The following is a 13,575-nucleotide window of genomic DNA, read 5'->3' as shown; positions in this document are numbered from 1 at the left end:
CCACTCCTGACAATGGGTGGTTTCTTTGTATATATAGAACTTCTCTATTATTTAACTAATGACGTTTTCTATTAACTTAGGTTAAGCCCTCTTCTTTATTATTAGATATTAAATTTCATACAAACTTCGCAGAGTTCCATGTATTGGAGAACAATTCGCAATGCTAGAAAGTTATAATGATAGCAAGGAGATTCTTAATAAAAGGAGCAATTTTTGTGAAAAGCATTCAAAAACGCTTATTAATCTTGCTGCTTGTTTTTATAATCCTTCCGTATTTTCTGTCCGTGCTATTGATCTATCGGCAAACGAAAGAGAATGTGGAACGGCATGAACTTGAGAACAGCCGCGAGCAAATGCAACAAGTGTCCGAAGATCTGGAGCAATATTTTGATGACATCGTTAATCTTCCTTATATTTTATATCGAAATCCAGACTTGTTCAGGGTTTTTGAACAAGGCTTTGAAAGTTCTCTTTATTTCAACCAGCTTGAAATCTATAAAGGCATGACAACCTTTTATCTGATGAGGAGCGAGATTCGGCAGATTCGGTTTTACATCGACGAAGGAAATAGCTCGTTTACCGTTTATAATGCCATGTTAAGTTCCCGTAAGCGGAAGCCGGAATTATTGAAGCAAGCTTCTATTCAGAAGCTGATAAACTCTAAAATGAGCTATCTGATCGAACCGCCTCATCAGATCGAGAATTATAACAATTCCTCGTTCATGCCCCCATCGGACAAATCGATGGTTTTGACGGTTCATCATAAAATCTTGGATGCCCTATCGAAAGAATTTCTCGGTATCATCACGATAGATATTGATTTGGACAAGATCGCTCGCATTTCTAATCATTTTCTTCGAAAAAATAAAGAATCCGTATTGCTTTCTGATTCGGACGGCTATGTCATCTATGCAAGCGATGAAGCCCTGATAGGCAAGGCCGTTCCGGCCGAATTGCAAAAGCGAATCAATACGTCGGCCGCAGGCGCACAATCTCCAGATGGCGATATTGTCTTTTCCAGAACGTTACCGGAACCGATAAATGAGTGGCACTTTGCTAAAATAACCTCAAGCAAATTTTTATTTGAAAATGTGAGGAAAACTGCCTACACGAACATCATCGTGGGTGTAATCGTGGTCGTTCTTGGCTTGTTAATGGTAGCCATTATTTCATATAAGGTTACACGTCCAATAAAGCTGCTTAGCCGAAAAGTGCTGAGCATTGAAGGAGGGAATATGAATGCCGAGTTTGACGATAAAAGGGAGGACGAAATCGGCAGTCTGGAAAGACATATCATGGATATGATGAACCGGATCAATCGTCACATCGATCAAGAGTACAAGCTAGAGATAGAGAACAGGAAGAACCAACATAGGGCACTAAAGTCTCAGATCAATCCGCACTTTTTATTCAACTCTCTACAATCCATTGCTGCGGTCGCCTTGCTTTCCGAATCTCCAAGAGTATACCAACTGATAACCTCCTTATCCAAAATGATGCGGTACTCCATTCGTGTGGATCAAAAGGCGACGGTTCGGAGTGAAGCGGATTATGTAAGGGCGTATTTGAACCTTCAAGAGGAGCGTTTTCAAACCGATTTTAGCTATTCCATCGATTTACCCAAGGTCATTCTTCCTATTCCGGTTCCGAGTATGATTTTGCAGCCACTCGTTGAAAACTTCTTTAAACACTGTTATGACGAAGGTTACGATCAACCCTACTTGCATATTTACGGTGAAATACAAGGTGAATATTTGAATCTAGTCGTGGAAAGTAACGGAAGAAGTATGACGGATGATGAGCTATTGTCATTAAAAAACAAAATCTACACGCCGGTTAACGAAGGGAACTATTCGCTTGAGCATATCGGCTTGAAAAACATTCATGATCGCTTGGTTCTTCATTATGATCAGACAGCGGGAATTGAACTGGATTCGATGCAGGGACAAGGGTTCTCTGTGCGGCTGGTGATTCCACTCTACTTAAAGGAGGAGTAACGTTATGAAAGCTCTTATCGTAGATGATGAGAACAATGTAAGAAAAATTATTCGTTTTTTGGGAAAGTGGGAACAACACGGGATTACCGAAGTTTTGGAGGCTAGAAATGGTTTAGAGGCTAAAGTTCTGATTGATCAGGAATGTCCAGAAATCATCATGACAGACGTGAAAATGCCCAAAAATAACGGGATTGAGTTGATTGAGTGGTTGGATGCCAACTCCTATCCGGGAAAAGTGATTATGATTTCAGGGTTTGACGACTATTCTTTCATGCGAAAAGCGTTCAAACACGGATGCTTTGATTATTTGATGAAGCCGATCGAAAATGAAATGCTGAATGAAACCTTGGCGGGAGCGGTAAAGGCCTGGAAAAATGGAGAGGAAGAACGCCGCAATATGGAGTCGGGTTTCTATGAAGAGGTTAAGATGTTTCGCTTAAATAGGGAGATTACCTCTGCTAGTAACGGTGAACTTTTTGATTCCGACGAAATTGCCTTGTCTCTCCCACAAGCGGATGCATACGATCTTACGATGATGTATTTTTACCATGCCCACCACTCGGATCCCTATCTTCAGCTTTTGACCGATGAACTGGTTATACGGGAGTGGGGGAATGCCTTTGCCCTTCAGAACGACCCTAATGTTTGTGTGATCCTTTCTGTTCACGGCCGGTTCTTCCCAATAGAGGAATGGATTACCCAGCACTTTGATATTCCCGTTCGTCTGGTGAGCAGCCCTCCAATTGAATCGTTGGAAGAGCTCCCGCAATCTTTTCAATATGCAAAAAGGGCAATGGCCGAGCAAAACTTCAGAGCCATACACCGTTTGGCGGATTTGGATGATGCAAAGCGCATGCATGACATTGTCGCTTTTGTAAATGAGTATTATATGGAAGAGTTAAGTTTGGACAAACTGTCGTCCCGGTTCTTCCTAAGTCGTGAACATATCTCGCGGCGATTCAAGCAGGAAATAGGGATGACCCTGTCCAGCTACGTCATTCAATTACGAATTAATCAAGCCAAACGGTGGTTAAGTGAAACGGATGAGAAGATGTACTCGATTGCACTAAAGCTCGGATACCAGGATGAGAATTACTTCTCGAGGCTGTTCAAAAAAAACGTTGGCATGACGCCACTTGAATATCGGAATGCAGAGGAAAATATAAAGAGGGGGAAATCATGAAAATAAAGGTTATTCCATTTATTTTAGTCGGCTTGGTTACCCTATCGCTTTCTGCATGCGGAACGGATAATCGTCCGATGGAGGAATCGGTTACTAAAACGATGGATCAGATAATCACTTTGGAGGTGCTTAATCCCAAAGTGGAAATTGCCATTCAGTTCGAGCAGATGGTAAGGGAATACGAGAAAGAAAATCCGAACGTTAAAATGAATGTTTTAACCTTTGGCGGAGGAGCGAACTACCTTAACGAATTGAAAGCAAGATTTGCGGCAAACAAAGGTCCTGATATTTTTCCTAATGGTGGTTATGAAGAAGCGGTAGTCTGGAAAAGGTACCTGGAGGATTTGTCCGATCAGCCGTGGGTGAAATATGCTTATGATGAGGCGCTTGAGCCAATGAAGATGGATGGGAACATATACGGGATGCCTTTCAATTTTGAAGGTTATGGCTTTATCTATAACAAGGATTTATTCGCAAAGGCTGGGATCGATACCCTGCCAAAATCCTTTACCGGATTAAAGGCAGCGGCGGAAAAGCTGCATTCCGCAGGAATTACCCCATTTGCAGCCGGGTATTCGGATAGTTGGTTCTTCGTTCTGCTGCTCAATATTGCTTTCGCTCAACAGGACGATTCGGACGCTTTTATTCATGGACTAAACGAAGGGACACACACCATCGTAGGTAACAAAAAGTTTGAGGATCTCATTCGGATGGTGGATTTGACCGTTCAATACGGCAATAAAGATTTTCTGACGACAGACTATAATACGGAAGTTGAGTTGTTTGCAACAGGTAAAGCGGCGATCCTGAAACAAGGAAATTGGGTTCAATCCAAGATAAATCAAATAACACCGAATATGAACATCGGTTTTTTACCCATGCCGATTAATGATGATGCCGGAAACGATGCCTTGCCGATAGGCGTATCCAATAACTGGGCTGTAAATAAAGAATCTTCGCCGGAAAAAAAGAAAGAAGCAAAGAAATTCTTAAACTGGATGGTTTCTTCGGAACAAGGAAAAAAGTTTATGAAGGAACAATTCCATTTTATTTCAGCGTTTAAAAACATAGAAACTGATCGTTCAGGAGCGCTCGTGGATGATATTATTCGTTACACCGATGAGAAGAAAACGTTGTCCTGGAATTGGTTTAAATTTCCTCCGAGGGCAAGAGAGGAGTTTGGCTATATCATGCAAGCTTATGTAGGCAACCAGTTTAACCGCGATCAATTGCTTCAGGAGCTCCAAAAGTCATGGGAAAAGGCTGAGAAGCAATAGTTGAATCAATATAAGCCCGTAGATACATCAATTTACAACATGTCCATAACGATTCGTCCTCATTAAAATATAAAGAGAGAACAGAACAAGGGGGAGAGAGGTAGACCATTATCGTGATTTTAGATCTTATTTTGAGGAAACCAAATATGAAGTAGAGAAGGAGTTAGATTATGAATTTCAAAAAAATTATCAAACAAGCAACAGCAGTAACCTTCACCACCGTATTACTAGTAGGAGGCGGAGCTCAAGCATTTGCAAAAGAGATAGACAGCAGGGATCATAATGATAGCTATGGTTTTTCCCATATTACACGCGCTGACATGTTGAAATTACCTGAACAACAGAAGAGTGAACAATTCAAAGTTCCTCAATTTGATGCTTCAACGATTAAGAACATTCCATCCGCAATCAAGTACGATGAGAATGGCAACAAAATTGAAATGGATGTTTGGGATACTTGGCCGTTGCAAAATTCGGATGGAACCGTGGCAAACTATAAGGGCTACCAAATCGTTTTTGGTTTGGCGGGAGATCCTAAAAGAGGATCGGACACGTTTATTTACTTGTTCTATAAGAAAGAAGGAGATACATCCCTTAACAGCTGGAAGAATGCCGGCCGGGTATTTAAGGATAGTGACAAATTCGTACCGAATGATTCGATTCTAAACAATCAAGCCGAAGAATGGTCGGGTTCCGCAACTATGACCTCCGATGGCAAAGTTCGCTTATTCTATACCAATCGTCACCCTTGGGATTCGGATCGGGGATTTTACGGGAAGCAAACGTTAACAACGGCTCAAATCAATGTGTCTCAACCGAATGACGATACGCTGAAAGTGGATGGCGTAGAAGATTTCAAATCGATCTATGACGGCAACGACGGGAAGACTTATCAAAGCGTTGATAGCACCGGTTTCAGTAAGGGAGACTATAACGATAATCATACCTTAAGAGATCCTCACTATGTAGAGGAGAACGGCCGTAAATACCTTGTTTTTGAAGCGAATACCGGGACAGAAACGGGTTACCAAGGAGAAGGATCCCTGTTTAATAAAGCTTACTATGGCGGAAGCAATGTCTTCTTCCAGGCTGAGAAAAACAAATTGCTGCAAAGCCCTGTCAAACCAGTTATGGAAATTGCGAATGGTGCACTCGGTATCATTGAATTAAATGACGATTATTCGTTCAAAAAAGAAATGAAGCCGCTGATTGCATCCAATACCGTAACAGATGAGATTGAACGTGCTAACGTATTTAAACTGAATGGGAAATGGTATTTGTTCACAAGTTCTAGAGGATCTAAAATGTTCATTGATGGAATCGATAAAGAAGACATTTACATGTTGGGGTACGTATCAGATTCTTTAAACGGAACGTACAAACCATTGAACGACACAGGACTTGTCCTTCATCAAGATCTTAATCCATATGATATTACCTGGAATTATGCTCACTTTGCGATCCCACAAGTGAAAGGGGATAATGTCGTCATCACAAGTTACATGACTAATAGAGGTTACTTTGAAGATCATCATTCTACTTTTGCACCAAGCTTCTTAATGAACATTAAAGGTTCCAAGACTTCAGTTGTGAAAAACAGCATTCTGGAACAAGGGCAATTAACGATTAACAAATAACAAGCCTCCTAAATAACAAAAAAAGAAAATGCCAATTTAAATTGGCATTTTCTTTTTTTGAAATGGGGTAAATAGGTAAAGTAGAATGGAGGGATTCTTATCGCAACAGTTAAACGAATCGTTGTATTCATCATTTGTTTAAGCTGTTTGATGACGATAGAGTTAGAAGCTTATGACGCAAGAAAGAACAAGAAGAAGGAAACTAACGTTTCTCATTTTAAGCCAACCTCTCGGGCTAGCTATCATTTCACTTCGCCAGACAAATGGAAAAACGACCCTCAGAGGCCGATTTACTTGGATGGAAAATATCATTATTATTATCTCTATAATCGTGATTATCCGAATGGAAACGGTACGGAATGGCGGCATGCAGTATCAACGGATTTGGTGCATTGGAAAGATGAAGGGGTGGCCATTCCCAAATATACGAATCAAAATGGTGATCCATGGACGGGATCCGTCGTTGTGGACGATAAAAATACGGCAGGTTTTGGAAAAGAGGCTGTTGTGGCGATTGTAACACAGCCCTCTGCAGATGGCGGGAAGCAGGAACAATATTTATGGTACAGTACGAACAAAGGAAAAACGTTTAAATCTTATCATGACAATCCTATTCTGCCGAATCCGGGCACAGCAAATTTTAGAGATCCGAAAGTTATTTGGGATCACCAAACTCATAAGTGGGTGATGGCCATGGCGGAAGGAACCAAAATAGGTTTTTACGAGTCTCACAATTTAAAAGATTGGCACTATACAAGCAGCTTCTTTACGGAGAATATCGGAATTGTAGAGTGCCCTGATCTTTATTTAATGCAAGCGAATGACGGCACTTTTAAATGGGTTCTTGGTGCCAGCGCAAATGGTAAATCGATAGGAAAACCCAACACCTATGCCTACTGGACTGGAAACTTTAATGGAAAGGCATTTTTCCCGGATCACAATGAACCTCAGTGGTTAGATTATGGCTTTGATTGGTATGGTGCTGTAACGTTTGAAGAGGGGGAAGACAGTGATAAATACAATCTTCGTTATGCTCTGGCCTGGATGAATAATTGGGATTACCCCCATAATACGCCAACGCTGAAAGAAGGTTTTAACGGAACGGATTCAATTGTTCGTCAAATTAAATTAAAACAAGAAGGGGATCGTAAGTATCATTTGGTATCCCAACCAATTGAAGCATTAAATCAATTGACAAGTTCAACGGATACCGTTAAACAAATAAAAGTTAATGGCTCTACAACACTTCAGGTAACAGGCGATACGTACCAGCTTGACACCGATATATCTTGGTCGGAGATCAATAATGTAGGATTAAGGCTTCGAGAATCAACAAATAAAACCCGCCATGTAGATGTCGGAGTTTTTGTAGAAGGTCAATACTCTTATGTCAATAGAGCTTTTACAGGACAACCCGACAAGAGTAAAAGATATCTTGAAAGCAGAGCGCCATTTGATGTAAAAAAGAAGAATGTTCACTTGAAGATCCTTGTTGATAAAACAAGCATTGAAGTTTTTATAGATGATGGCAAAATCGTTTTATCCAATGAAATGTTCCCGGAAATAAACGATAAAGCTATTACCCTTTTTTCTGAAGGCGGCACCGCGATCTTTGAAAATGTTGTAATCAAGCACTTCAACATTATTAAATAAAAAAATCAAGATATTTAAAAAAACAAAGATCCGCCTCCTCGAAAAAGGGGGGGATCTTTGTATTATTCCAGTGCGGGCTTTTGCCGCTCAGGATTTAACTTAGCTGACGGGCTTCACTGATTTCACTTCAGTAGCTTTATTTTATTACCAGGAACATGTCCAGTTCTCATTCGATTCAAGTTTGAAATTAAAGATGACGGCGATAAACAGCGGAATAGCTTTAATAAGATTTGTCATATGTAACAACCATCCTCTACCTATTATTTGTGAAGTTGCATTGTATTATGTTATGTTTCATTACATATATCCTACTATAAATACAGAAAACTTGCAACAACATTACTTATTTTTAGTTTTAATGGGGGGAATAATTCTTTTTCGTACAATTTATGTAATGTATGTGTCATGTTTGTTGATGTCATATTACCCTCCAGTAAATATTTTGATACTAATGTTCACACGGAAAAAATCGACCGTGCTACAAAAATAGATGGTTTAATTGCTTCTGCTTAATAGAAAAAGGACCCCTTTCGGAGTCCTCTTCGACGGTGAATAAATTGATGGTACTTTTGTCTTGAACCTTACTTGGCTCGGTCTTTACCTTAACACACTATTGCAGTACATGACTACATTAATGAGCCCACGGCACATCGCCTCGCTTCAATATCGATTCAATAACAACTTCCCTGGTGTTTTATCTTTGAAATTTCTGCGACACTACACCTCGCTGTTTTCACCGTCGAAAAGTAATATGTCCGATCAGGGCGATCTTATTCAATTGTATTGTTTCATTGCGGTTTGTAGATTACCATATTTATGGAAATCAATTCATGAAGGAGTGGTAGGATGAAACGCAAAAAAGCAGTAACAATGACGTGCATGTTCATAATTTTCCTTATCGCGTTTGCATGCGGTGCTTTTGCGGACGATTACATCAAAGAGATCAAAGCTTATCAGAACAGTAAAATCACGATACAGGTCGACGGCAGCACAGTCGACCTTCAGGACGGGGCGGAGCAAATGGTCCCGATCATTTACGAAGGTCGCTCTTATGTACCGGTCAAGCCACTTGCGGAAGCGTTGGGCGCGATGGTTACATGGGAGCAGGATGAGCAAGCCATTAAGGTATCCACTGCAAATCCCAGTGCAGGCAGCGCATCTTCGCCGCATGAATCGGAAGGTGTTCGGAATACATTTCCTTCTGAATACGGAGCGCCTTCGATGTTTGAAGACTTTAAACCTGTTGCAAAGGAAGGAATTACTGCGTATTTGAATGCGATTCGCAGCGGGGAGAAGAAAGATTTGAAAGCGTTCATTTACAAGTATTATTATTCTTTGACCGAACTCGATAGCCCTGATGTTGCCTACGCACAAGCCAGCGAAAAAGTAGATACGTATCGCAGTAAATACGATAAGGAGACGCTGAACGGTCTGACAGCAGAAGGTTTGGAACTGTTGAAGGGTGGAGCATTCCCTGACGAAGCTTCAGGATACAGTAAGGAACATGGGATTCTGCTTAACTATCGGGTCGTCTCCGGTAAAGGATACTATGGTCATTTTTCAATTGATTTCTATTTTTACCAAGAAGGGAATACCTACAAACTTACAAATATCCTCTATGCTGGTGCTTATCGTGGAGAAGGGATCTAACACTTTAAGGAGGTATTTTAAGCATAACCATGAGCTGGTTGACGAAACGGCTTTTGAAGGCGAAGCGGAAGCCTACCATGTTATTGTCAGAGGATATGAACGAACACGCTTTGAATGTTGAGTCATTCGACATGATAGTTGAAGTGTATCATCTCAATGATCAAACTCATGAGCTTGACCTTGTATACAGCAGATTTTTCCTTCACCAAAAGGGACAATCGAAACCAAATCAGGTTATTACATGGCGATTCCATGGAACCAATGGGGGAATAATCAGAGCATGCTCCCGTCTGGACGATATATTGTCAAAAACATCCGGCTCTGATCCTTCGAGAGAGCCGGATGTTCGCAATACAGCATTGAAATCCGCCCACCAAAAGGAGCGGATTTTTTCGTTAATAATGGGAATCTCATTGATTCGTTATGCTAGAACCATCATTTAATCATCAAGGCGACTAAGGTAAGGGCTTTTCGATTTAATAAAGGGATGGTTAAGATAGTACGATGTTAATGAAAAGAATGGTAACTTGAGTTCAATTTATCTTAAAAGCGGCAATGTTACTGAGAATTTAGATGGTTCGATCAGTACTATTGCCAGTTGTAGCCGCGAAACTTATGATTTGAATTGTGATCGATGCACACATGAATTCAGTCAGGGGGACGACGGATGAAGGAACATTATGAAGCTCAATTACAACTAAGACACAATTACCGTTTCTTTAAAGAATCTTTGTTCATAAGGGATATTGTCAGGGATCGATGGTTGTATGTAATCTTATTACCAGGTGTTTTATATTTTATTATTTTTAAATATGTTCCTATGTTTGGCTTACTCATGGCTTTTGAGGACTATAAACCGCATCTAGGTTTTATGAATAGTCCATGGGTAGGGATGAAGCATTTCGAACGTTTTTTTTCAGAGCCTCAGTTTTGGATGCTGTTCCGTAATACCATTTTGTTAGCAATTTATAATTTGGTGTTTTTCTTCCCACTGCCTATCGTACTATCGCTTATGTTGAATGAAGTTCGTATTGGGATATTCAAGCGCTTTGCTCAGACGTTATTGTATTTGCCTCACTTTGTTTCATGGGTAGTAGCGGTTGGCATATTCTATGTTTTATTTACAACTGAAGGTGGAGTTGTTAACGAATTGATCCAAAAAATCGGAATAGAGAAAATTCCGTTCATGCTAAGTGAGGATTGGTTCAGACCGATGATCATCAGCCAGTCGATTTGGAAAGAAGCAGGTTGGGGAACCATTATTTTCCTCGCGGCGCTGTCCGGAGTTGATCTTCAGTTATATGAAGCGGCTCGCATGGATGGAGCTGGGCGTTGGCGCCAGTTGTGGCATATTACGCTGCCTGCTATTCGTAGTACGATCGTCATCTTGTTTATTCTACGCTTGGGCAGTTTTTTGGACACGGGTTTCGAGCACATCTTCCTGATGCTTAACTCCATGAACCGAGAAGTCGGGGAAGTGTTTGATACTTTTGTATATATGAAAGGCTTGACGCAAGGACAATACAGCTATAGTGCCGCGGTAGGGATGTTTAAATCTCTGGTAGGGCTTGTCCTAGTACTCGGGTCCAATTGGATAGCGAAAAAACTCGGCGAAGAAGGCGTGTATTAAAAAGAGTCAGGAGGCTGTCAATATGCTAGCAGAAGATAAGAATTGGAGCAATCGGCTATTTAATACGGTAAACTATTCGTTGTTGACCCTTGTATCACTAATCACAATCATTCCCTTCGTATATATCGTTTCCATGTCTTTTGCTTCCCCAGAGGAGGTGGCTAAAGGCGGGTTGCTCTTATTTCCTTCGAAGTTTACCTTTGGGGCGTATAAATACATCTTTTCAACCGATACGATGGTTCGGAGTATTCTTATCTCGATTTATATTACGGTGCTCGGAACGTTGATCAACCTACTGTTGACCTCGTTTACCGCTTACCCTTTGGCCAAAGCGACCTTACGAGGGCGCCGGACCATTCTTCTCATGGTTTTGATTACGATGTTGTTCAGCGGAGGTTTGATCCCGACCTACTTTGTAGTCAAAGCTTTTGGTATGATAAACACGTATTGGTCCCTGATGATTCCGACCGCTATCAGCGCATTTAATTTGATCGTTCTCAAGAACTTTTTTCAGCAAATTCCCGACAGCTTGGTAGATTCAGCGAAGATTGATGGCTGTAATGATTTAGGGATTTTGTTTCGTATTGTTTTGCCATTATCGATGCCGGCGATGGCTACCTTTGGACTTTTCTATGCTGTAGGACATTGGAATACATTCTTTAATGCGGTGATGTACATGAACGATGCTGAGAAGTTTCCGGTCCAGGTTATTTTGAGACAAATTGTTTTGTTATCTCAGGATCAAATCGGGAACACCACATCACAGCAAGATCCAACCGACTATTTACCGCAGACCATTCGAATGGCTTCTATTGTAGTTGCGACCGTCCCGATTGTGCTCGTCTACCCGTTCTTACAGAAGCATTTTGCCAAGGGTGTACTATTAGGATCGGTAAAAGGATAACTCTATTTCAAAGAGTAACCGTTTACATAAACAAACATTCAGGAGGGGTTATGTATGGTAAGTAAGCGTTTTATCACTTTGGTTTCATTGCTGACGACTGTAAGTGCTTTAGCGGGGTGCGCAGGCGAGAAGAGTTCGCCAACTGCACAACAGGACAATACGCCGCTTCAAGTTACTATTGCTACGCCTCAAATCGGGGAGGCTCCGAAAAAAGGCAGTGAAGTAGAGCAGGCTATCGAGAAATACACGAATTCGAAAATTGATTTTCAATGGATTCCATCCGCTGCTTTCGAAGATAAGAAAAATATCATGATTGCTTCTAATGAAATGCCCAAAGCATTTAAAATTACGTCAAACGCCACTACGCTTAGCGCGATCCAATCCGGCTTGTTTTGGGAGATCGGCCCTTTGTTGAAGGATTATAAAAACTTATCAGGCGCTAACGCAATGTATTATGACAATTTAAAGGTTGATGGAAAGTTATATAGTTTGCCCTTGTACCGGGACATCGGCCGTGCCGGTATCACTTACCGGAAGGATTGGTTTGATGGACTTGGCCTAAAGACTCCGGTAACTTTAGACGACTGGTATAATCTCATGAAAACCATCGCGGAGAAGGATCCTGATAAGAATGGGCAGAACGATTCGTACGGTATGTTTCTTGAAAAGTCCTATAACGACCCGGTTGCTAGCAGCTCCTATCTGACCCGACTCGCAGTTTCTCAGGGAGCGCCGAATAAATGGGGATTAGAAGGAGGTAAGGTGATAGCTGAATTTATGACCAAACCGTATTTGGATTCCATGAAGCTGCTTCGCAGATTATATCAGGAAAAATTAATCAATCAGGACTTTTCCGTTGTTCAGGCAGCTGATGCCGATAATAAATGGAATGCAGGTAAGGTTGGGATTCGGATCAATACCGTTGCCTCGGCAGGTGCGACCTCTCAAGACAACCTAAAGAAGGCTGTACCTAATGGCGTAGTTGATATTGCCCCTTATATGGGACCATCCGGAAATCGTGTACCGGCTGAGCCCGGCAATAACGGCTTCTTCGTCTTCCCGAAATCGAGTGTTAAGTCAGAAGCGGAATTAAAGCGACTGCTGGGCTTCTTCGATAAGTTAATGGACCCGGAGATGTCGACACTTCTGACCAGAGGGATTGAAGGTAAGCATTTCACGAAGACCGATGACGGAAAAGCGCAGTTTAAAGACTTGACCCTATTTAATCTCGAGGTTAAGCCTTATCGTGACAGTCTGCCTTCGTTTGAGGTGACCGGAACGGGTCTTCCTTTGAAATTATCGGATTTGCAGGCAAAAGGCTGGAAGGTCATTGCTGACAACCTGAAGAATGTGGTGCCCAATGTAGCGTTAACAATGAACTCCAAGACTTATTCTGAAAAGGGTGGAGAATTGGATACATTAATTCGTGATGCCCAAACCAAATTTATTATGGGGAAAATTGACGAGGAAGGGTGGCAAGCAGAAGTAGAGAAATGGAGAAAAGCCGGCGGTGACAAGGTGATTGAAGAATATACGGCCGAGTATTCGAAGCAGAAGAAGTAAGACGATCTAGTTCTAGCATTTGTAAGCATAGGCATCGTAGATTCATTTGATATAATGGTAATGTCGAATCCTTGAAAGCGA

Annotated in this window: 9 protein-coding genes; all 9 read left to right on the top strand. The window is 41.3% G+C overall.

Annotated elements, in window-relative coordinates; all coding sequences use genetic code 11:
- Positions 1-215 precede the first annotated feature (215 nt).
- The 9 genes from QFZ78_RS12410 to QFZ78_RS12370 all read left to right on the top strand — a co-directional run bounded on the left by QFZ78_RS12410 (position 216) and on the right by QFZ78_RS12370 (position 13,494).
- Positions 216-1,997, top strand: a complete 1,782-nt coding sequence (locus QFZ78_RS12410) for a sensor histidine kinase (protein WP_307547856.1) — start codon at positions 216-218, stop codon at positions 1,995-1,997.
- A 4-nt stretch (positions 1,998-2,001) separates the two neighbouring features.
- Positions 2,002-3,180, top strand: coding sequence for a response regulator transcription factor (locus tag QFZ78_RS12405; protein ID WP_307547854.1), 1,179 nt, complete (start codon positions 2,002-2,004; stop codon positions 3,178-3,180).
- On the top strand, positions 3,177-4,457 hold the full coding sequence (locus tag QFZ78_RS12400) for an ABC transporter substrate-binding protein (RefSeq protein ID WP_307547851.1): 1,281 nt from the start codon (positions 3,177-3,179) through the stop codon (positions 4,455-4,457). Before QFZ78_RS12405 ends, QFZ78_RS12400 begins: the two co-directional genes overlap by 4 nt.
- Before the next feature lie 170 nt (positions 4,458-4,627).
- Positions 4,628-6,094 carry a glycoside hydrolase family 68 protein gene (locus QFZ78_RS12395; protein ID WP_307547850.1) on the top strand — a complete coding sequence of 489 codons (1,467 nt, stop codon included), beginning with the start codon at positions 4,628-4,630 and terminating at the stop codon, positions 6,092-6,094.
- A 150-nt stretch (positions 6,095-6,244) separates the two neighbouring features.
- On the top strand, positions 6,245-7,747 hold the full coding sequence (locus QFZ78_RS12390) for a glycoside hydrolase family 32 protein (protein ID WP_307547848.1): 1,503 nt from the start codon (positions 6,245-6,247) through the stop codon (positions 7,745-7,747).
- 846 nt (positions 7,748-8,593) lie between these two features.
- Positions 8,594-9,397, top strand: coding sequence for a stalk domain-containing protein (locus QFZ78_RS12385; protein ID WP_307547846.1), 804 nt, complete (start codon positions 8,594-8,596; stop codon positions 9,395-9,397).
- Positions 9,398-10,064: 667 nt separating this feature from the next.
- The gene (locus tag QFZ78_RS12380) at positions 10,065-11,027 is read left to right on the top strand and encodes an ABC transporter permease (RefSeq protein ID WP_307547843.1); all 963 of its coding nucleotides are present in this window, start codon (positions 10,065-10,067) and stop codon (positions 11,025-11,027) included.
- A gap of 22 nt (positions 11,028-11,049) precedes the next feature.
- Positions 11,050-11,931 carry a carbohydrate ABC transporter permease gene (locus tag QFZ78_RS12375; RefSeq protein WP_307547841.1) on the top strand — a complete coding sequence of 294 codons (882 nt, stop codon included), beginning with the start codon at positions 11,050-11,052 and terminating at the stop codon, positions 11,929-11,931.
- A 54-nt stretch (positions 11,932-11,985) separates the two neighbouring features.
- On the top strand, positions 11,986-13,494 hold the full coding sequence (locus QFZ78_RS12370; protein ID WP_307547839.1) for an extracellular solute-binding protein: 1,509 nt from the start codon (positions 11,986-11,988) through the stop codon (positions 13,492-13,494).
- Positions 13,495-13,575 lie beyond the last annotated feature (81 nt).

Source organism: Paenibacillus sp. V4I5 (assembly GCF_030817255.1).
Lineage (GTDB): Bacteria > Bacillota > Bacilli > Paenibacillales > NBRC-103111 > Paenibacillus_E.
This window is presented reverse-complemented; position numbering and strand designations above follow the sequence as displayed.

What these genes read in the sequence shown, in the direction of transcription:
- QFZ78_RS12405 (WP_307547854.1), top strand. Translation starts at nt 2,002, where the DNA reads ATGAAAGCTCTTATCGTAGATGATGAGAACAATGTAAGAAAAATTATT.
- QFZ78_RS12400 (WP_307547851.1), top strand. Translation starts at nt 3,177, where the DNA reads ATGAAAATAAAGGTTATTCCATTTATTTTAGTCGGCTTGGTTACCCTA.
- QFZ78_RS12395 (WP_307547850.1), top strand. Translation starts at nt 4,628, where the DNA reads ATGAATTTCAAAAAAATTATCAAACAAGCAACAGCAGTAACCTTCACC.
- QFZ78_RS12390 (WP_307547848.1), top strand. Translation starts at nt 6,245, where the DNA reads ATGACGATAGAGTTAGAAGCTTATGACGCAAGAAAGAACAAGAAGAAG.
- QFZ78_RS12385 (WP_307547846.1), top strand. Translation starts at nt 8,594, where the DNA reads ATGAAACGCAAAAAAGCAGTAACAATGACGTGCATGTTCATAATTTTC.
- QFZ78_RS12380 (WP_307547843.1), top strand. Translation starts at nt 10,065, where the DNA reads ATGAAGGAACATTATGAAGCTCAATTACAACTAAGACACAATTACCGT.
- QFZ78_RS12375 (WP_307547841.1), top strand. Translation starts at nt 11,050, where the DNA reads ATGCTAGCAGAAGATAAGAATTGGAGCAATCGGCTATTTAATACGGTA.
- QFZ78_RS12370 (WP_307547839.1), top strand. Translation starts at nt 11,986, where the DNA reads ATGGTAAGTAAGCGTTTTATCACTTTGGTTTCATTGCTGACGACTGTA.